Below are 19276 nucleotides of genomic sequence, written 5' to 3' on the forward strand. Positions count from 1 at the left end.
CCCTACTTCTCGGTCTCGACCAGGCCCTTGACGAACCAGCGCTGCATCAGGATCACGATCGCCACGGGCGGGAGCAGTGCCAGCACCGTGGTCGCCATCACGAGGTGCCAGTCCGTGTCCGCCTCGGAGCCGATCATGCGCACGATGCCGATCACGATCGTCTCCACGTCGCCGGTGGTGGTGATCAGGAGCGGCCAGAGATACTGGTTCCAGCCGTAGACGAAGAGGATGACGAACAGGGCGGCCATGTTCGTCGTCGAGAGCGGCACCACCACGTCCTTGAAGAAGCGCATCGGCCCAGCACCATCGATCTTCGCCGCCTCGACGAGCTCGTCCGGGATGGTGAGGAAGAACTGGCGGAACAAGAGCGTGGCGGTGGCGGAGGCGATCAGCGGCACGATCAGCCCGGTGTAGGTGTTGATCATGCCGAGGTCGGAGACGACCTTGAAGGTGGGGAAGATGCGCACCTCGACGGGCAGCATCAGCGTGATGAAGATCGCCCAGAAGGCGAGCATGCGGCCGGGGAAGGAGAAGAACACCACCGCATAGGCGGAGAGGATGGAGATCGCGATCTTGCCCACCGCGATCAGCATCGCCATCACGAAGCTGTTGAGCATCATCGCGCTCACCGGCACGCGTGTGGTGCGGGCCGAGCCTTCGGCCCAGGCGGCGGTATAGTTCTCCACCGCATAGGGCCCAGGCAGGAGCGGCACCTCGCCGCGGCTGATGGTGGCGACGTCGTGCGTCGAGCCCATCAGCACGATCCAGATCGGCAGCGCGAACAGGGCAACCCCGAGGATCAGGATCGCATGGGTCAGCCAATCGGCGCGGCGGCGGGAGGCATCGGCCCGCGTCGCTGCGGCCTCCGCCCGCGCGATCGCCTCCGCAGCGGTGGTCGAGACGGGGCCGTGCATCATGCCGCCCTCCTCAGTAATGAACCTTGCGCTCGATGAAGCGGAACTGCACCGCCGTCAGCGCGATCACCGCCAGCATCAGCACGACCGACTGCGCCGAGGACGAGCCGAGGTCGAGATTCACCCGCCCGTCGATGTAGGCGCGGTAGATCAAGGTGGTCGTCGCCTTGGCGGGACCGCCTTTCGTCAGCGCATCGATCACGCCGAAGGTGTCGAAGAAGGCATAGGTGAGGTTGATCACCAAGAGGAAAAAGGTGGTGGGAGAGAGGAGGGGAAACACCACCGTCCAGAACCGCCGGGCGGGCGAAGCGCCATCGATCGCCGCCGCCTCCAGCACGCTCCTGGGGATCGACTGCAGCCCGGCCAGGAAGAAGAGGAAGTTGTAGGACACCTGCTTCCAGGCCGAGGCGACGATGACGGTGATCAGCGCCTGCGTTCCGTTCAGCTTGTAGTCCCACTTGATGCCGATGCCGTTGAGGAACTTGCCCAGGAGCCCGATCTGCGGGTGGAAGATGAAGATCCAGAGCACGGCGGCGACGGCGGGCGCGATCGCGTAGGGCCAGATCAGCAGCGTCTTGTAGGCGGTCGCACCCCGGATGTGCCGATCGGCCAGCACGGCAAGCCCGAGGGCGACCGACATCGAAAGCAACGTCACCCAGAACGAGAAGACGAGGGTGACCCACATCGAGTCCAGATAGAGCGGATCCTGGAACAGCTCGACGAAGTTCTCGAACCAAACGAACTCGGTGCGGATGCCGAAGGCGTCCTGGCGGAGGAAGCTGAACCAGATCGCCTGTCCCGCCGGCAGGAAGAAGAAGACGACGGTGATGGCGAGCTGCGGCAGAAGCAGGAGGTAGGGCAGCCCGAGCTGGGGGAAGATCACCTTCTTGCGCATCGCCGTCGCTCGAAACGGGATCGGGCCGCCCCGTGGCGGAGCGGCCCGGCCGATCGGTCTTCAGAGGGTCCTGCGCCTCACGAGCGGTTGGCGCGCTCGAAGTTGCGCAGCACCTGGTTGCCGCGGCGGTTGGCGGCCTCCAGGGCCTGCGCCACGGTCTGCTGACCCTGGAACACCTTCTCCAGCTCCTCCTGGATGATGTTGCGGATCTCGACCATGCCGCCCAGACGGAAGCCCTGGGAGTTCGGGGTCGGCTCGGCGCGCGAGAGCTGGATGATGGCCGCATCCGCGCCCGGGTTGCGCTCGTAGAAGCCTTCCGCCTTCGACTTCTCGTAGGCGGCGGTGGTGAGCGGCACGTAGCCGGTCACTTGGTGCCACCAGGCGTCCTCGTCCGGGCGCGAGATGAACTCGAAAAAGGCGGCGACCGCGGCGTATTCCGCCGGCGTGCGGTTGCGCGCGGTCAGCACCCAGAGCGAGGCGCCCCCGATGACGCCGTTGCGCGGGCTCTGGATGAAGTCGTCATGATACGGTAGCGGAACGGACGCCCAGCGGAACTTGGCATCCCGCTCGATCTGCGCCCGCGCGGCGGAGGAGCCGAAGCTGATCGCGCACTCGCCGGAGGGGAACAGGTTGCCCGCCGCATTGTCGCGCCCGCCGTAGCGGAACAGCCCTTCGCGCTGCAGGTCGGCGATGAACTGGATGTGCTTGAGGAAGAACGGATGGGTGAGCTGAAGCTCGGCATCCATGCCCTCGAAGCCGTTCGCCTTGGTGGCGAGGCCGACGTCATGGATGGCCGACTGTTGCTCGAACAGCACCCAGGTCGGCCAGGTGGTGGTCATCACGCACGGCGTGGCGTTGGCGGCTTTCAGCTTCTGCGCCACCTCGCGCACCTCGCGCCAGGTGCGGGGAATGTCGCGGATGCCCGCCTTCTCGAACGCGTCGAGGTTCACCCACATCAGCGCCGAGGAGGAGTTGTGCGGCATCGACACCAGGCGGCCCTGGGTGTCGCTGTAGTAGCCGCGCACGCCGGCGAGGTAGCGCTTGGGGTCGATCTCCACCCCCGCCTCGCGGAACAGTTCGTGCACCGGCTTGATGGCGGGGCCGGCCGCCATCATGGTCGCGGTGCCGACCTCGAACACCTGGGCGATGTGCGGCGGGTTGCCGGCCCGCCAGGCGGCGATCGCGCCCGTCATCACCTCGACGTAGGAGCCGCGGAAGGTGGCGTTGACGCGATAGCGATCCTGGCTCCGGTTGAACCGATCCACCTGCTCCTGCACGCGCTCGCCGAGCGCGCCGCCGAGCCCGTACCAGAACGTCACCTCCGTGCGCTGCTGCGCGCCGGCGGGGGCGGCACCGATCGCCAGAGCGAACGCGGCGCCGGCCAGAAGCGACCTGCGATGCATCGAGAACCTCCCGTTGTGGTGGCGTTCCGCCTTTAGGCCCCGGATGTTACGCCGCGGTGACAGCACGATGAAGCTTCCGTGTCAGCCGCCGGTCGCCTTCCCCGCCGGCGGCGCCGCGAAGGCCCAGCGCAACAGCCGCGCCGCCGGCCAAGCCCAGGCCACGCCGACCAGCGCGAAGTAGAGCAGCTCCACCGCCCAGTGCAGCTCCACCACCCAGTCCGCCAACGTGACGACCAGCCAGACGTAGAGCGCAGCGCCGACCAACGCCACGGCGAGCGCGATCGCCTTCCGATTGCTCGTGCTCTGCGATCCCTCCTGCCCCACTTCACTCTCCCCACCGCAACGTCTCTGCCCGATGCCGCATTGCCGCGCGGCGGATCCTGTCGTTAGACTTGCTCACCAAGGCGTGATGACGATCCGCCGCCACGGATGCAGGGCCCAGCATGGACATCAAGGAGCACATCCGCGCCATCCCGGATTTTCCCAAGCCGGGCATCCTGTTCTACGACATCTCCACCCTGCTTCGGCACGCCGACGCCTGGCAGGTGGCGATGGGGCGGATGGCGAACCTGGTGCGCCGCCATCAGCCCGACCTGCTTGCCGGGGTGGAGAGCCGCGGCTTCCTGATCGCGGCCCCGCTCGCGCTGAAGCTCGGCTGCGGCTTCATCATGCTGCGTAAGAAGGGCAAGCTCCCCGGCCCCACCATCGGCTACGACTACGCGCTCGAATACGGCACCGACCGCATCGAGGTGCAGGCCGACGCGGTGAAGCCCGGCCAGCGCGTGGTGGTGGTGGATGATCTTCTGGCCACTGGCGGAACGATGCGGGCCGGCATCGAACTGCTCCGCCAGGTCGGCGCCGTCGTGCCGGCCGCCGCCGCGCTGATCGAACTCACCTTCCTGCGCGGGCGCGAGAAGCTCGATGTCCCGTTCGACTGCCTCGTCGCCTACGACTCCTGACGCCGCTTCCGCCGGCGCGCGCGCGATCGCCTCGCCGGCCTTCGACGCGCTCGGTGTGGCGGGGCTCCTCGAGGCCGCGATCGCCGCCGTGCCGACGGGTGTGACCATCGCCGACCCCGCCCTGCCCGACTGCCCCATCGTGTACGTCAACGACGCCTTCACCCGCATGACCGGCTATCTGCCGGACGAGGTGCTCGGGCGGAACTGCCGCTTCCTGCAGGGCGCGCGCACCGATGCGGCGGCGGTGGCACGGGTGCGCGAGGCGATCGCGCGGCGCACCCCCATCACCGTCGAGCTCCTGAATTACCGCAAGGACGGCAGCCGGTTCTGGAACGAACTGCATGTCGCCCCCGTCTTCGATGCGGCCGGGGCGCTGAAGGCCTTCATCGGCATCCAGCACGACATCACCGCGCGCAAGAAGGCCGAAGCGGGGCGCGAGCGAGCCCGCCGGCTGGCCGAGCGCGCCAATCGCACCAAGTCCGATTTCCTGGCCGCGATGAGCCACGAGATCCGCACGCCGATGAACGGCGTGATGGGCACCTTGGCACTGCTGCTCGAGACCGAACTCGACGCCGAGCAGCGCGCCTATGCCGAAACGGCGCGGCAATGCGGCAAGGATCTGCTCGCCATCATCAACGACATCCTCGACATCAGCCGCATCGAAGCGGGCAAGCTCGCGATCGAGTCCGTGCCGTTCCGGCTGGCCGAGGTGGTGCGCGCGGTGCTCGACCTCGCCGCCGCCGCGGCCGCCGAGAAGGGGCTGAAGCTCGAGGCCCGCATCGCGCCCGACGTGCCGGACACGGTGATCGGCGATCCTCTGCGGCTGAAGCAGGTGTTGACCAATCTGGTCGACAACGCGGTGAAGTTCACCGCCGTCGGCGGTGTGACCGTCACCATCGACCGCGTGCCGGAGGGGGAGGGGACGGGGCTTGCCTTCGCGGTCATCGACACCGGCATCGGCATCCCCCCCTCGGTCCAGAAGCGCCTTTTCTCCCGCTTCGCCCAGGCCGACCCCTCGATCACGCGTCGCTTCGGCGGCTCGGGGCTCGGGCTCACCATCTGCCGCCGCCTGGTCTCGCTGATGGGCGGCGAGATCGGGCTCGAATCGCAGCCCGGTCGCGGCACGACCTTCCGCTTCGTGCTGCCTCTGCCCGCCGCCGAGGGGGCGGGCTCCGCCCCGGAGCGCGTGCTGCCCGACCCCTCGCCGCCGAAACCGCCGGCGGCACGCGGGCGGGTGCTGATCGCCGAGGACAGCCGCACCAACCAGCTGGTCGCCGCGGCCATGCTGCGCCGTGCGGGGTGGACGGTGGACGTGGTCTCGGACGGGCGCGAGGCCGTCCGTCGCGCCGCGGAGACGGACTACGCGCTGATCCTGATGGACGTGCAGATGCCCGAGCTCGACGGACTGGCGGCGAGCCGCCGCATCCGCGCCCTGCCTGGGCCGCGCGGCCAGGTGCCCATCCTCGCCGTCAGCGGTGCGACCACGGAGGCCGATCGCCGGGCTTGCGCGGAGGCCGGCATGAACGGCTTCCTGCCCAAGCCGATCGACCGTACCACCCTGCTCGACGCGGTGGAGGCCGTGCTCGCCGAACGCCGCACGCCCCAGCCATCGCCGCCGCCGCCGTCTGCGCCGCCTCCGTCGTTCGGCGACGAGGCGGGACGCGAGGAGCCGCTGCTCGACCGCGCCGTGCTCGCCGACCTTCGCGAGTCGGTCCAGCCGGGCCGACTGCCGCAGCTCCTCGCCCTGTTCGCCGAGGAGACGGAGACGCGGCTCGCGCGCCTCGCGGAAGCGATGGCGCGGAAGGATCTCGGTGAGGTCGCACGCGTCGCGCACACGCTGAAGAGTTCCGCCGGCGCCTTCGGCGCGGCCGCGCTCGCCCGCGCGGTGACGGCGCTCGAGGAGGAGGCGCGGGCGGGGCGCGGCCCCGAAGCGGCTCGTCTCGCCGAGCGGGTCGCGGCCCTCGCCCGCGCGAGCCTCGCCGCGCTGCGCGCCCCGGAAACCGTCGGCTGACCCTTTCCCCTTTTTGCCCCGGAGATCACGCCCGTGTCGCTTCCCGACGATCCGCTGATCGGCTTCGCCCATGCCGCTTACCGCTTCGGCGAGCGCTTCGCCGCCCGCGGCACGGGGCTGCGCTTCGTCGAGGCGCGCACGCGCGAGGAGCTCGAGCGGCTCCTGCCCGAGCTCGACGTACTGGTGGTGTCGGGCTTCTGGCGCAACGACCTCGCCGCCCGCGCCCCGCGCCTCGTCCTCATCCAGTCGATCAGCGCCGGTACGGAACAGTTCGATCAAGCAACGCTCGCCGCGCGGGGCATCCGTCTCGCCTCGGCGCAAGGAGCGAATGCGGAGGCCGTCGCGCAGCACGGCATGGCGCTGCTGCTCGCCATCGCCCGCCGCCTGCCCGAGGCGATCCGCAACCAGGACCGTCGCCACTGGCGCGGCATGAGCCCCGACCCCGCCCTGCGCGAGGACACGCTCGCCGGCCGGACCCTGCTCGTCGTCGGCTATGGGCGCATCGGTTCGCGCCTGGGTGCGCTCGCGCGCGCCTTCGGCCTGCGGGTGATCGGGGTGCGCCGCGACCCGGGAGCGGGCGGGGCGGGTGCGGACGAGCTGCACGGCTTCTCCGCCTTGCCCGCACTCTGGGGCAGGGCGGACATCGTCGCGCTCACCTGCGCGCTCACGTCCGAAACGACGGGGCTCGTCGACGAGGCGGCGTTTCGGGCTCTCAAACCGGGTGCGGGCCTCGTCAACCTCGCGCGCGGCCGGGTGGTGGACGAAACGGCACTTCTCGATGCGCTCCGTTCGGGGCGGCTCGCTTGGGCCGCGCTCGACGTCTTCGCCGAGGAGCCGCTGCCGGCGGAGCATCCGCTGTGGGCGATGCCGAACGTGCTGATCACACCCCACTGCGCCGGCGAATTCCGCGGCTACGAGGACGGGGTTATCGACCTGCTGGTCGACAACATCGCGCGCCTTCGCCGCGGCGAGACGCTGATCAACCAGATCGTCTGACGCGCCGGATCAGACGACGGCACGCTCCTCCACCCGCCGCCCGTCCGCCAGCCGATCGAAGCCCAAGGGCGAGAGGTCCATCGCGACATACCGCCCCCACAGCGCGAGCTCGGCGAGCCCCCGCCCCGTGCTGGGCGCCTGCTGCAGGCCGTGGCCCGAGAAGCCGCAGGCGGCGAACAGCCCCGACACACCGGGAATGGGGCCGATGAGCGCGTTGTGGTCGAACGTGTTGAAATCGTAATGGCCGGCCCAGGCGCGTTCGAGCCTGATCCGCTCGAGGGCGGGAACCCGTGCCGCGATCGGTGCCCAGACCCGCTCCTCGAAGAAGCCGTCGATCAGGTCGAAATCCTCCGCCGCGACGTCGGGATCCTCGTCGGGCGGTGGCGAGGCGCCGCAGATGAAGCCCTCGCCTTCAGGGCGGAGATAGGCGCCCGAAGGGTCGATCAGCAGCGGCAGGCCGGCCAGGGGGTCGGGGCAGCGGAGGAAGAAGATCATCCGCTTGCGCCGCCGCACGGGAACCGCGAGGAAGGGGGCGAGCAGGGCGGGGGTGTCGCAGCCGGCGCAGACGATCACCCGGGCGGCGGCGATGCGCTCGCCGTCGGCGAGCACCACGCCGCGCACGCGCTCGCCTTCCGTGTCGATCGCCGCCACCTCGCCCGTCCGCCACGCGACACCTGCCTCGCGGCTTCGCGCCCGCATCGCCTGCGCCAGGCCGAAGCCATCGAACCAGCCTTCGCCGCTTCGGCCGAACGTTCCGGCAGCGATCCCTTCCGTGTTCAGCCACGGGAAGCGCGCAGCGAGGTCCGCCGTCTCCAGCCAGGCGATGTCAGCCCCCTCGGCGAGGGCCGTCGCATGGTTGGCGGTGAGGGCGGCGCGACCCGCCTCGGTGGCGAGGAAAAGGTAGCCGCCTTCGCGGAAGGTGGGGTCGAAGCCGAAGAGACGCGGGGCGGCACGCAGCAGCGCCACGCCGTAACCCGAGACGCGCACGTTGATCGCGGCCGAGAACTGGCGGCGGATCGAGGAGGCGGAGAGGGCGGTGGCGGCGCGGGCATACGACGGATCCTTCTCGATGACGACGATGCGCGTCTCCGCTCCGTACCAGCAGGCGAGGTGCCAGGCGGTGGAGGCGCCCACCGCCGCCCCGCCGACGATCACGATGTCGACCCGTTCGCTCATGCGGCGATGCTGGCCCGGGGCTGGACGGGGCGGAAGGCCGGGCCGAGGATCGGCCCATGCGCGTGATCGACGGTGCCGAACTCGCCCGCCTGACCCCCTATCCGCTGCTCGCCGACGCTCTTCGCCACCGCCTGCGCGGGGTCGTCTCGCCGCCGCGCACCCATCTCGACCCCACGGGGCGCGGCGACGCGCTGCTGCTGATGCCGGCGTGGCGCGAGGGGGGCCTCATCGGGGTGAAGCTCGTCACCGTCTATCCCGGCAACGCCGCCCGCGGCGCGCCCGCGGTCGCCGCCGCCTACGCCGCCTTCGCCCACGCGGACGGTCGACTGCTTGCCCTTCTCGACGGTACGGTGCTGACGCTCCGCCGCACTGCCGCCGCCACCGCCCTCGCCGCCCGGCTGCTCGCGCGCCCCGACGCCCGATCCTTGCTCGTCTGCGGCACCGGCGCGCTCGCCCCTGAGCTCGCCCGCGCGCACGCCGCCCTGATCCCCGCCCTGGCGCGCATCCTGATCTGGGGCCGGAACGAGACGAAGGCGCGCGCGCTCGCCACCACCCTCGCCGCCGAGGGGCTCGCCGCCGAACCGGTCGCCGACCTCGACGCGGCCCTGGCGCAGGCCGACCTCGTCGCCGCCGCCACCACGGCGACCAAACCCTTCCTCCGCGCCTCGGCCGTCCGCCCGGGGATACATCTCGGCCTGATCGGCGCCTTCACCCCCGGCATGAGCGAGGCCGAACCCGCCCTCCTCGCCCGCGCGCGGCTGTTCGCCGACGATCGCGACGCCGTGCTGGCCAAGGGTGGCGAGGTGGTGCAGGCCATCGCCGCCGGGCTGATCGCACCCGCGGCGATCGAGACCGACCTCGCCGGGCTTGCCGCCGCCCCGCCGGCGCGCACCGCGGCGGACATCACCGTCTTCAAGTCGGTGGGTTTCGCCGCGCTCGATCTCGTGGCGGCGGAACTGGCTCTGAGGCGGCTTCCGGCCGATGCCGCCCGGGCGTAGCTCACCCCCAACACGGAGGGAGACAGGACCGATGACCAGAACCGCTCGCCTCGGCAGGCGCACGGCTGCAGATGGTGTTCGGCGATGCGCGCTCGAACCCGGAGGGCGGCGTGGCCGAGGTCGAGCGCATGCAGGCGGAAGGGGTGGCGGCGATCGTCGGCGGCTTCGCCTCGCCGATCGCGCTGGCCGCGAGCCAGGCGGCGGCGCGCTACGACATCCCCTACGTGGTCGATGTCGGCGTGTCGGATCAGATCGTGCAGCGCGGCCTGCGCAACACGTTCCGCTTCGGTCCCGGTTTCGGCACCGTGACGAAGGCGGCGCTCGACAACCTCGTCGCGATCAACGAGGCGGCCGGGCGGCCCGCCCGCTCGGTGGTGATCGTGCACGAGGACGGGCTGTTCGGGTCGGGCCTCGCACGGCTGCTCAACGCCCAGCTGCCCGAGCGCGGCTTCCAGGTGCTGGAGACGATTGCGCACCCCACGCCGTCGCGTGACATGTCGAACGTCGCGCTGCGCATCCGCGCCCTCAACCCCGACGTCCTCATCCCCTCATCGTACTATTCCGAGTTCGTTCTGCTCGCCCGCACCATGCAGCAGCAGAGAATCAGGCCGAAGGCGATCTACGCCGTGCTCAACGGGGCGGCGTCGAACTTCCGCTTCGTGCGCGAGTTCCCCGAGGCCGCCAACCTGATCATGGACTGCAACCACTGGGCCGATCCGCGCAAGCCCAAGACCGCCGAGGTGCGCGCCAAGGCCGAAGCGACGGGCCGCTTCTGGCTCTACAACATCCCGCTCAATTACTCCTGCGTCCGTCTGGTGGCGGATGCGATCGAACGCGCCGGCAGCACGGACCGCAACCGCATCATCGAGGCGCTCGCCGCCTCGACCTTCGAGGACCACATCATGCCGTACGGGCCGACACGCTTCGTCAACGGCCAGAACCAGGGTGCGGGGCCCGTGAACACCCAGGTGCAGGATCGCGACATCAAGGTGATCTTCCCGCGCGAATTCGCCAACGCGACGCCGATCTTCCCCGCCGTCTGACGCGGCCTTCGCCGGGGAGCGGGTGAAAACGCCCGCTCCCCTCGCTTGCGATGTACGCGCCCGAGATCCTCCTCACCGCCGTGCTGAACGGGCTGATGACGGGGGCGATCTATGCGCTGATCGCGCTCGGCCTCACCCTCGTCTACGGCGTGCTGCACATCATCAACTTCGCGCATGGGGCGATCCTCACCGCGGCGATGTTCGCGGTCTACGTGCTGCACGCCGCCTGGGGTGTCGACCCGTACCTCGCCCTGCTGCCCCTCACCGTCGGCTTCTTCGCCCTGGGCTACGCGGTGCAGCGCTTCGTCATCGGCCCGGCGAGCCACGGCGATGACGGCAACATCCTGCTCGTCACCCTGGGGCTCGCCATCATCATCGAGAACGCGCTGCTCGCCTGGTTCCGCTCCGACACGCGTTCGATCGACGTGCCTTACGCCTTCTCCGTCATCGAGGTCGGCGGCTTCTTCCTCTCGCTGCCGCATGTGATTGCGGTGGCTGTGGTGGTCGCGGTCGCCCTGGTGCTGTGGCTCTTTCTTGCGCGCTCGCGCACCGGGGCGGCGATCCGCGCGGTGGCGAAGGAGAAGGTGGGCGCGCAGCTCTGCGGCATCGACGTCGCGCGCATCTATGCCGTCACCTTCGGCCTCGGCGCGGCCTGCCTCGCCGTCGCGGCCTCGCTGCTGATGCCGACCTACCTGGTCAATCCGCGCGTGGGCAATGCCTTCGTCCTCGTCGCCTTCACCATCGTCGTGCTGGGCGGCATGGGCTCGATCCCGGGCGCCCTGCTGGGTGGGCTCTTCATCGGCGTGGTGGAAAGTCTTTCGGGTCTGTTCATGGGCGAGAGCCTCGGCCAGATCGGCATCTTCCTGATCTTCATCCTGGTCCTGCTCGTCCGCCCGACGGGCCTGTTCGGAGCGAAGGCGTGAGCCGCTCTCGGGCCTACGGTTCGGTGCTCGCGGTGGGTGCGGGGCTTGCCGCACTTCCGCTTGCCACTGAGTCCAACGTCCTTCGCAACTTCCTCGTCTTCATGCTGATCGTCGCCGTGGCGGCGACGGGCTGGAACCTGCTCGGCGGCTATGGCGGGCAGTTCAGCTTCGGCCGCGCGGCCTTCTTCGGCACCGGCGCCTACGGGATGGCGATCCTGCCGGAGCGGGCGGGGCTGAACGCCTGGGTCGCCTTGCCGCTCGCCATCGCCGTGGGGCCCCGTCGGCGCCATCATCGGCGCGCTCGCGTTCCGCGCACGCCTGCGCGGTTCCTACTTCGCCCTGGTCACCCTCGCCTTCGCCGAGGTGTTGCGCATCGTCGCCAATGTGCTGCCGATCACCGGCGGCGCAGCGGGGATTCTGATCCGTCTGCGCATCGACCCCTGGCACTTCCAGTTCGCCGATCGGCGCGTCTTCTACCGGGTCGCGCTCGGCTTCCTCGTCTCCGCCTTGCTTCTCGTCCTCGCGATCGAGCGGGCCCGTTTCGGCGCTTGGCTCGTCGCCGTGCGCGAGAACATCGCGGTCGGCGCCTATCTGCGCCGGCGGGATCGCGCCGATGCGCTGGCGGAAGCCGATCGCGTCGCGCGTCGGGTCGGGCTCGATCGCCTGCTCCAACTCCCCGCTGCCGCGCTCACCGTCGCTGGCCGCAAGCGGCTCGAGCTTGCGCGTGCGCTGGCCACGGCCCCCCGCCTTCTCCTGCTCGACGAGGTGCTGGCCGGCCTCAACCCGTCGGAAATCCGCGACGTCGTGCCCGTCATCCGTGCCATCCGCGACGACGGGGTGACGATCCTGATGGTCGAGCACGTGATGCAGGCGGTGATGAGCCTCTGCGAGCGCGTGCACGTGCTGGCGCAGGGGCGACTGATCGCACACGGAACACCGGCCGAGATCGCGCGCGATCCGCGCGTGATCGAGGCCTATCTCGGCCAAGGTGCGGCGCAGCGGCTGGCTTCGGGCGCCTCCGGCCATGCCTGAGCCTCTGCTCGCGGTCGAGAATCTCGTCGCCGGCTACGGCGGGGCGCCGGTGCTGCGGGGCGTCTCGCTCGGCGTGGCGGAGGGCGAGATCGTCGCCGTGCTCGGCGCGAACGGGGTGGGCAAGACGACGCTCAACCGCACCCTCTCCGGGCTCGTGCGCGCATCGAGCGGAACGATCCGCTTCCTCGGCGAACGCATCGACCGCCTTGCCCCGCCCGACATCGTGCGCCGCGGCCTGATCCACGTGCTGGAGAACGGCACGGTGGTGATGCAAGGCCCGGCCGATCGGCTCGCCACCGACCCGGCTCTCGCCACCGCCTATCTTGGCCTTTGACACATGACCACGCTCGATCCCGTCACGCTCGCCGTGCTCAAGGGCAGGCTCGAACAGATCGCGGACGAGATGGACGCCACGCTTGCTCGTTCCGCCTTCAACCCGATCATCGCCGAGGCGCGCGACCTCTCGCACGGCCTCTACCACGCCGAAACGGGAGAGACCCTGGTGCAGGGCTCGTCGGGCCTGCCGATCTTCGTCGGCGCAACCGCCTTCGCCGTGCGCGCGGTGATCGACCACGCCGCCGCACGCGGCGGGGCGCGGCCGGGCGAGACCTGGGCCTTCAACGACCCCTATCTCGGCGGCACGCACCTGAACGACATGCGCCTCGTCCGCCCCGTGTTCCGGCGGGGGCGCGTGTTCTGCTGGCTTGCCTCCGTCGCGCACTGGCTCGATTTCGGCGGCGCGGTGCCGGGCGGCTACAACCCGCGCGCGACGGAAGCGCACCAGGAAGGCGTGCGCATCCCGCCCGTGGTGCTGGCGCGCGAGGGCGTGCTCGACGAGACCGTGCTCGCCATCCTGCAGGCGAACACGCGCACGCCGCACGCCAACTGGGGCGACCTCAACGGCCAGCTCAACGCGCTCGATCTCGGCGAACGGCGGCTTTGCGCCCTGCTCGACGAGGCGGGCGAGGAGACCGTCGCCGCGCTCGCGGCACTCACCGCGCGCGCCGAGGCGATGATGCGCGATGCGCTCGCGCGCCTGCCGGACGGCGTCTACGCGGCGGAGGACTTCCTCGACAACGACGGCATCGACCAGGCAGCCCTGCCCATCCGGCTTCGCCTCACTATCGCGGGTGAGCGCGCAAGCCTCGACTTCTCGGGCACGGCCGCCGCCTGTGCGGGGCCGCTGAACATCAGCCGCGCGACCGCCATCGCCGCCTGCTACGTCGCCCTCAAGCACCTCTTCCCCGAAGTGCCGGCGAACGGCGGTTGCCTCGCGCCGATCGCCATCACCATTCCCGACGGCTCGATCCTCGCCGCCGAGGCGCCGCGCCCCATCGCCGGCTACACCGAGACGATCCTACGGGTGATCGACGTCATCTTCCGCGCCTTTGCCGAAGCCTCCCCCGACCGCGCCATCGCCGGGCCCTTCGCCACCATCAACGCCCTCTCCATCTCCGGCCGCCGCGCCGACGCGTCGCGCTGGGTGATGTTCTGCTTCTTCGGCGGCGGCCTCGGCGGCACGCCACAGTCGGATGGTCTCAATCACGGCAACAACCCGATCAGCACCGCCACCATGCCGCCGCTCGAGATTCTCGAGGCCTCCTATCCGATTCGTTTCACGCAATGGGCGCTGCGCCCCGACAGTGCGGGGCCGGGCATGCATCGCGGCGGGCTCGGAGCGATCTACGAGATCGCGATCGACGATGCAGGCGGTGCCGACGCCTTCCTGCTCGGCGAGCGGGGGCTCTTTCCGCCCTTCGGTGTCGCGGGTGGTGGTGCGGCGTCGCCGAACCGTTTCGCTTGGCAGACGGACGATGGCTGGCGTTCCTCGCCCATGGTCTCCAAGGCGTTCGGGCTGAGCCTCGCGCGCGGGCAACGGATTCGGCTGGAGACGCCGGGTGGCGGCGGCTGGGGCGACCCGTTCGCGCGCGACCCTGCCCGTGTGGCACGCGACGTGCGCCTGGGCTACGTCAGTGCCAAGGCCGCGCGCGATGCCTATGGTGTCGTGGTCCTGGAAGACGGGTCGGTGGATGCCGAAGCCACCGCGGCGCTGCGCCGGGGGCGGGCGGCATGAGCCTGCTCGTGGGGGTGGATGTCGGTGGCACGTTCACCGACCTCTTCGCGCTCGATCCCGAGTCGGGATCGTTCCGCATCGCCAAGGTCTCCTCCCGGCGCGGCGACGAGGCGGCTGGCTTCCTCGCCGGGCTGGAGGCGATCGGCGGGGTGGTGGGCTGTTCCGCCATCGTGCACGGCACCACCGTCGGCACCAATGCGCTCCTGGAACGGAAGGGCGCGCGCACCGGGCTGATCGCCACGCGCGGCTTCCGCGACGTGCTGGAGATGCGCCGGCGTGACCGTCCCCGCGCGTGGGGGCTTGCCGGTGATTTCGTCCCCGTCATCGATCGCGACCTCAGGGTCGAGGTCGACGAACGCACGCTCGCCGACGGCACCATCGCGACCGCGGTCGACGCGGCCGAGGTCACGGCGGCGGGAAGATACCTCCTTGCCAAGGGGGCGGAGGCGGTGTGCATCGCCTTCATCAACGCCTACGCCAATCCGGCGAACGAGCGCGCCGCGCTTGCCGCGCTTGCGCGCATCTGGCCGAACGAGCATCTCTGCTGCTCTTCCGACATCCTGCCCGAGATCCGCGAGTTCGAGCGCACCTCCACCGCTGCGCTCAATGCCTATCTGCAGCCCGTGGTCGGCGCCTATCTCGCCCGGCTGGAAGCAGCGCTGGCGCGCGCCGATTTCGCCGGCCGCTTCCACATCGTGCAATCGAATGGCGGCGTGATGAGCACGGCCACCGCGCGCCGGCTTCCGGTGCGGACCGCGCTGTCGGGCCCCGCTGCCGGCGTGATCGCCGCCGCCGCCATCGGCCGCGCCGCCGGCTTTCCCGACCTGATCACAGGCGATCTCGGCGGCACGAGCTTCGATGTCGCGTTGATTGCGGGGGGAGAACCGTCGTTTGCAGCGCAGAGCGCGATCGATTTCGGCCTCATCGTGCGCACGCCGATGGTGGAAATCACCACCATCGGCGCGGGAGGGGGCTCGATCGCGCGCGTCGACGCGGGGGGCTTGCTGCAGGTAGGGCCCGAAAGCGCGGGGTCGGTGCCGGGCCCGGTCTGCTATGGCCAGGGCAACGACCGCCCGACGCTCACCGACGCCAATCTCCTGCTTGGGCGGATCAACCCCGAACGACCGATCGGCGGGACGCTCGCTCGGCTCGACGTTGACGCGGCACGCGAGGCGATCGCTCGCCATGTCGGTGCGCCCTTGGGCCTTGAGGCGGCGGAGGCGGCGGAGGCGATCGTGCGCGTGGCGAACGCCAGGATGGCGGGTGCGATACGCCTTCTCTCCATCGAGCGCGGCCATGACCCCGCGCGCTTCGCCTTCATGCCCTTCGGCGGCGGCGGCGCGATGCACGCGGGCGCGCTGATGCGCGAGGTCGGGCTTGCCGCCACCATCGTGCCGCGGTTGCCGGGCGTCACCTCCGCCTTGGGCTGTCTGCTCGCCGACGTCCGGCACGATGCGGTGCGGACGGTGAACCTCGCTCTGGATCGGCTCGACGGTGCGGCGCTGACGGCGCGGCTCGCCGCGATGGCGGAGGAGGTGCGCGGTGTCGTCGCTGCCGCTGGGCTGCCACTGACGGAGATCGTTCTCCACGCCGAGGCCGACATGCACTACCAGGGCCAGACGCACGCGGTGGTCGTTCCCCTGCCGTTTCGTCCTGACGGACCGCCGCTCGATGAGGCGTCCGTCCGCGCCGCCTTCGAGGCCGCCTACCGGTCGGGCTTCTCGCGCCTGCTGCCCGGCATCCCGGTGCGGCTCGCCACGCTGCGCATGGCGGCGATCGGCCGTCGGCCCGCTTTCGACCTTGCCGTCCTCGCGCCAGCCGCCGGTGCGACCCTCGCCGCGGCCCGCCTCGGCAGCCGCCGCGTGCGGTTCGATGGCGCCTGGCACGACACGCCGATCTACGACCGGCTCGCCCTTCCGGTCGATGCGGAGATCGCCGGTCCGGCCATCCTCGAGCAGGCGGACGCGACCGTGGTCGTCGACCCCGGCCTGGTCGCGCGCGTCGATCGGCTCGGCAACCTGATCATGACCCGGAGATGAGCGCCCTGATCCCTGATCCGTCGCGCACCGCGCTGCTGCTGTGCGACCTGCAGAACGATTTCCTCCACCCCGCGGGCGCCTACGGGCGTGCCGGCCTCTCTTCGCCTGCCATCGCCGCCCTGCCCGGTCGGCTCGCGCCGCTCGCGCAACGATTGCGCGCCGCCGGCGGCTGGACGGTGGCCACGCTTTTCACCCTCGTCCCCGGCAAGGACGGCGAGCCCTTCATCTCGCCGCACCTCAAGGCGCTGCGTCCGTTTCTCGGCCGCGGCGACTTCGCGCCGGGCTCCTGGGGCCAGGCGGTGGTGGATGACCTCTCGCCGGTCGACCTTGCGGTGGAGAAGGTCGCCTACAGCGCCTTCTACATGAGTCGCCTCGAGTGCGTGCTGCGCAAGGCCGGCATCGAGCGGCTTCTCGTCGCGGGCATTGTTACCGGCGCCGGGGTTGCCTCCACCGTCCGCGACGCGGCGGTGCGCGAGTTCGCCTGCATCGTGCTGGAAGACGGTTGCGCCGCCTTCGACCCAAGCGCGCACGCGGTGGCGATCGAGGCGCTGCGTCCGGTCGCGCGGATCGCGACGGTTGCCGAGGCGCTCGCCGCCCTGCCGTGAGCGAGGTCTCCGTCCGGTCCGCCTCAGGGGTGTCGTTTGGCGCCGAGGCCGAGGTGGTGATCATCGGCGCCGGTGCAGCGGGGCTGGTCGCCGCGCTTGCCGCCCGCGAGGCCGGGGCCGAGCCGGTGGTGGTGGAGCGCGATGCGGTGCCGCGAGGTTCGACCGCCCTATCCGCCGGCTTGGTTCCCGCCGCCGGCACGCGCTGGCAGCGGGAAGCGGGCGTCGATGACGAACCGGAACGGTGCGCTGCCGACATCCTGCGCAAGACCAGGGGCCGGGCGGATCCGACCGTGCTCGCCGTGGCGACGGCGGGCGCGGCCGAGGCCCTGCACTGGCTCGCCGACCGCCATGGCCTGCCCTTCGGCTTCGCGGAGGATGTCGTTTACCCCGGCCACACGGTGCGCCGCATGCACGGCCTGCCCAGCCGCTCGGGCGCCGAGCTTGTCGATCGGCTGCGCGCGGCGGCGGAGGCGGCGGACGTGCCGATCCTCACCAAAGCGGCGGCGCGCACGCTGTTCCTCGCCGAGGATGGCCTCGGCATCGCGGGTGTGGGCCTCGTTCGGCCGAACGGGGCGGAAGAGCGGATCGCCTGCCGCGCCTTGGTGCTTGCCTGCAACAGCTATGGCGGTAACCGCGACCTCGTGCGCCGCCACATCCCCGCACTCGCCGACGCCCTCTGGTTCGGCCACGACGGCAATCGCGGCGAAGCAGTGCTTTGGGGCGAGGCGCTGGGGGCGGAGCTGCGCCACCTCTCGGGCCACCAGGGCCACGGCAACGTGGCGCACCCGCACGGCATCCTGATCACCTGGACCACGATCATGCTGGGCGGCATCCAGATCAATGCCGCAGGCGAACGGTTCAGCGACGAGACGGAAGGCTACTCCGAGCAGGCCGCGCGCGTCCTCGCCCAGCCCGGCGGCTTCGCCTGGACCGTGTTCGACGACCGCATCGCCGAAGCGGCGCGCGCCTTCGCCGATTTCCGTGCCGCCGAAGCGGCGGGCGCGATCCTGCGCGCCGACACGATGGAGGCGCTGGAGGACACGCTCCGCCTGCCGGCGGGGCGGCTGTCTGCCACGCTCGCCGCCTGCCGCGGACGGGATCGTTTCGGCCGCGACTGGAGCACGACACCCCCTCTCGCTTCGCCCTACCGCGCGGTCCGCGTCACCGGCGCGCTGTTCCACACCCAAGGAGGGCTCGCCATCGACCCTGAGGCGCGGGTCCTGCGCCGCGGCGGCGGCGCCTTCCCCAACCTGTTCGCCGCCGGTGGTGCGGCGGTCGGCGTCTCCGGCCCCGATGCTGCGGGCTACCTGTCCGGCAACGGGCTTCTCACCGCCATCGTGCTCGGTCGCATGGCGGGCCGCGCGGCGGCCGCGCACGCGCGCGGTTGAGGTTCTTCACCCGAGCATCAGCCCGGCATCGACCACCAGCGTCTGGCCGGTGATGGGGGCGGCGGTGGTGGCGAGGAAGACGATCGCCTCCGCGATCTCCTCCGCCGTGCAGTGCCGCTTCAGCAGCGCCTTCTCCGCCGCCTTACGCCGCCGCTCCTCGGGCCACTCCGCCTGCCACGGCGTGGCCACGCTGCCGGGCGCGACGGCGTTCACCCGCACCTCCGGCGCCAGCGCACGGGCGAGATTCATCGTCAGGTTGATCACGCCCGCCTTGGAGGCGCCGTAGGCCATGGAACTGCCGTAGAAGGTGAGGCCCGCCACCGAGGCGGTGTTGACCACCGCGCCGCGGGCCGCCCGCAGAGCGGCCGCGGCGGCCCGGGTGCAGCGCCAGACGGAGACGAGGTTGGTATCCAGGATACGGTGCCAGAACGTTTCGTCCATGGCATCGAGATCGCGCACGTCGAGCGGGGCGCGCGTCGCCGGCGTGCCGGCGTTGTTGATCAGGATGTCGAGCCCACCCAGCGCGTCGATCGCTGCCGTCACCATCGCCTCCGCCGCACCGGCCACGGACACGTCGCCGGAAGCGGCATGGACCGCGAACCCCTCCGCGCTGAGCCTCGCCACCTCGCGCGGACCGGCGGGATCGTCCGGCAGGTGGTTGAGCGCGACCGCGGCGCCGAACCGGGCGAGGCGTTCCACGGTGGCGAGGCCGATGCCCGACGCACCACCGGTGACCAGGGCGCGTTTGCCGGAGAGCGCGCCGGCGCCGATCATCCTGCCCTCCTGATCCGCCAGCCGCAGCGTCGATCGCGCTTGCCTG

At 71.0% G+C, this 19276-nt stretch carries 18 protein-coding genes and 1 pseudogene; 13 read left to right on the plus strand and 6 right to left on the minus strand.

Features of this window, described 5'->3' with window-relative positions:
* Positions 1-2: 2 nt before the first annotated feature.
* From ugpE to DWB05_RS01215, 4 genes are all read right to left on the minus strand, one after another.
* Positions 3-917 (minus strand): sn-glycerol-3-phosphate ABC transporter permease UgpE, encoded by a 915-nt coding sequence (gene ugpE / locus DWB05_RS01200; RefSeq protein WP_114374152.1) that lies wholly within the window; start codon positions 915-917, stop codon positions 3-5.
* A gap of 10 nt (positions 918-927) precedes the next feature.
* Entirely contained in the window at positions 928-1809 is an 882-nt protein-coding gene (ugpA, locus tag DWB05_RS01205) for a sn-glycerol-3-phosphate ABC transporter permease UgpA (protein ID WP_114374154.1), read from the minus strand.
* Between the two features lie 77 nt (positions 1810-1886).
* A complete protein-coding gene (gene ugpB / locus DWB05_RS01210) occupies positions 1887-3212 on the minus strand; it encodes a sn-glycerol-3-phosphate ABC transporter substrate-binding protein UgpB (RefSeq protein ID WP_114374156.1) in 1326 nt (441 codons plus the stop codon).
* 81 nt (positions 3213-3293) lie between these two features.
* The gene (locus DWB05_RS01215; protein ID WP_157967024.1) at positions 3294-3536 is read right to left on the minus strand and encodes a DUF2842 domain-containing protein; all 243 of its coding nucleotides are present in this window, start codon (positions 3534-3536) and stop codon (positions 3294-3296) included.
* 119 nt (positions 3537-3655) lie between these two features.
* Here DWB05_RS01215 and DWB05_RS01220 point away from each other — a divergent pair, with 119 nt between their 5' ends.
* The 3 genes from DWB05_RS01220 to DWB05_RS01230 are packed head-to-tail and all read left to right on the plus strand — an operon-like array spanning position 3656 to position 7178.
* A complete protein-coding gene (locus DWB05_RS01220; protein ID WP_114374160.1) occupies positions 3656-4171 on the plus strand; it encodes an adenine phosphoribosyltransferase in 516 nt (171 codons plus the stop codon).
* The gene (locus DWB05_RS01225; RefSeq protein ID WP_114374163.1) at positions 4134-6182 is read left to right on the plus strand and encodes an ATP-binding protein; all 2049 of its coding nucleotides are present in this window, start codon (positions 4134-4136) and stop codon (positions 6180-6182) included. Before DWB05_RS01220 ends, DWB05_RS01225 begins: the two co-directional genes overlap by 38 nt.
* 33 nt (positions 6183-6215) lie before the next feature.
* Positions 6216-7178, plus strand: coding sequence for a D-2-hydroxyacid dehydrogenase (locus DWB05_RS01230; protein WP_114374165.1), 963 nt, complete (start codon positions 6216-6218; stop codon positions 7176-7178).
* A gap of 9 nt (positions 7179-7187) precedes the next feature.
* Here DWB05_RS01230 and DWB05_RS01235 read toward each other — a convergent pair whose 3' ends face one another.
* Entirely contained in the window at positions 7188-8354 is a 1167-nt protein-coding gene (locus DWB05_RS01235) for an NAD(P)/FAD-dependent oxidoreductase (protein ID WP_114374167.1), read from the minus strand.
* 56 nt (positions 8355-8410) lie between these two features.
* Here DWB05_RS01235 and DWB05_RS01240 point away from each other — a divergent pair, with 56 nt between their 5' ends.
* From DWB05_RS01240 to DWB05_RS01285, 10 genes and pseudogenes are all read left to right on the plus strand, one after another.
* Entirely contained in the window at positions 8411-9352 is a 942-nt protein-coding gene (locus DWB05_RS01240; RefSeq protein ID WP_114374169.1) for an ornithine cyclodeaminase family protein, read from the plus strand.
* 65 nt (positions 9353-9417) lie between these two features.
* Positions 9418-10395, plus strand: coding sequence for an ABC transporter substrate-binding protein (locus DWB05_RS01245; protein WP_269815548.1), 978 nt, complete (start codon positions 9418-9420; stop codon positions 10393-10395).
* A gap of 50 nt (positions 10396-10445) precedes the next feature.
* Complete coding sequence (locus DWB05_RS01250; RefSeq protein WP_114374171.1) at positions 10446-11318, plus strand: branched-chain amino acid ABC transporter permease; 873 nt, start codon at positions 10446-10448, stop codon at positions 11316-11318.
* Positions 11319-11419: 101 nt separating this feature from the next.
* Positions 11420-11533, plus strand: a pseudogene (locus tag DWB05_RS15275) (branched-chain amino acid ABC transporter permease); the annotation flags it as partial.
* A 148-nt stretch (positions 11534-11681) separates the two neighbouring features.
* A complete protein-coding gene (locus DWB05_RS01260; RefSeq protein WP_332871695.1) occupies positions 11682-12350 on the plus strand; it encodes an ABC transporter ATP-binding protein C-terminal domain-containing protein in 669 nt (222 codons plus the stop codon).
* Entirely contained in the window at positions 12343-12684 is a 342-nt protein-coding gene (locus DWB05_RS01265; RefSeq protein ID WP_198669018.1) for an ATP-binding cassette domain-containing protein, read from the plus strand. Before DWB05_RS01260 ends, DWB05_RS01265 begins: the two co-directional genes overlap by 8 nt.
* Before the next feature lie 3 nt (positions 12685-12687).
* Positions 12688-14424 carry a hydantoinase B/oxoprolinase family protein gene (locus DWB05_RS01270; RefSeq protein ID WP_114374175.1) on the plus strand — a complete coding sequence of 579 codons (1737 nt, stop codon included), beginning with the start codon at positions 12688-12690 and terminating at the stop codon, positions 14422-14424.
* Positions 14421-16463 (plus strand): hydantoinase/oxoprolinase family protein, encoded by a 2043-nt coding sequence (locus DWB05_RS01275; RefSeq protein ID WP_114374177.1) that lies wholly within the window; start codon positions 14421-14423, stop codon positions 16461-16463. The genes DWB05_RS01270 and DWB05_RS01275 overlap by 4 nt, the downstream gene beginning before the upstream one ends.
* Positions 16460-17068 carry a cysteine hydrolase family protein gene (locus DWB05_RS01280; RefSeq protein ID WP_114374179.1) on the plus strand — a complete coding sequence of 203 codons (609 nt, stop codon included), beginning with the start codon at positions 16460-16462 and terminating at the stop codon, positions 17066-17068. Before DWB05_RS01275 ends, DWB05_RS01280 begins: the two co-directional genes overlap by 4 nt.
* Positions 17065-18456: an FAD-dependent oxidoreductase gene (locus tag DWB05_RS01285; RefSeq protein WP_114374181.1), complete on the plus strand. Its 1392-nt coding sequence runs from the start codon at positions 17065-17067 to the stop codon at positions 18454-18456. Before DWB05_RS01280 ends, DWB05_RS01285 begins: the two co-directional genes overlap by 4 nt.
* A 6-nt stretch (positions 18457-18462) precedes the next feature.
* Here the strand turns inward: DWB05_RS01285 and DWB05_RS01290 are convergent, their stop codons facing one another.
* Entirely contained in the window at positions 18463-19230 is a 768-nt protein-coding gene (locus DWB05_RS01290) for an SDR family NAD(P)-dependent oxidoreductase (protein WP_114374183.1), read from the minus strand.
* Positions 19231-19276 lie beyond the last annotated feature (46 nt).

Source organism: Elioraea thermophila (ex Habib et al. 2022) (assembly GCF_003336755.1).
GTDB classification, from domain to species: domain Bacteria; phylum Pseudomonadota; class Alphaproteobacteria; order Acetobacterales; family Acetobacteraceae; genus Elioraea; species Elioraea thermophila.